This is a genomic window from Spirulina sp. CCY15215 (genome assembly GCF_016888125.1).
In the GTDB taxonomy this organism is placed as follows: Bacteria; Cyanobacteriota; Cyanobacteriia; order Cyanobacteriales; family Spirulinaceae; genus CCY15215.
Genome location: NZ_JACSWA010000200.1, coordinates 1 through 222 on the forward strand (window position 1 = coordinate 1; position 222 = coordinate 222).

Annotated in this window: 1 protein-coding gene; it reads right to left on the reverse strand. The window is 45.0% G+C overall.

What is annotated here, in order from left to right:
• The coding region (locus JUI58_RS01120) for a hypothetical protein (RefSeq protein WP_204101901.1) at nucleotides 1–222 on the reverse strand (222 nt) is incomplete at both ends.

A 222-nucleotide genomic window follows, 5' to 3' on the forward strand; every position in this document is an offset into this window, starting at 1 on the left:
ACTTCTCCAAAGCGCATTACTGTAGGACTATGTTGCGTTCCATCCCCCGTGCGAATTAACGTTGCATCGTCCGGTTGAATGGGATTAACTGCTGCTAAATTGACATTTTCTCCTCGAACTTCTCCCGCAATAATCAAATCTCCCTCATTGGCAGTATTTAGCGTCGCATTTTCAGTCCCAGAAGCGGTTAATAATTCGGGAATATCCAAAGCCGTAAAGGGT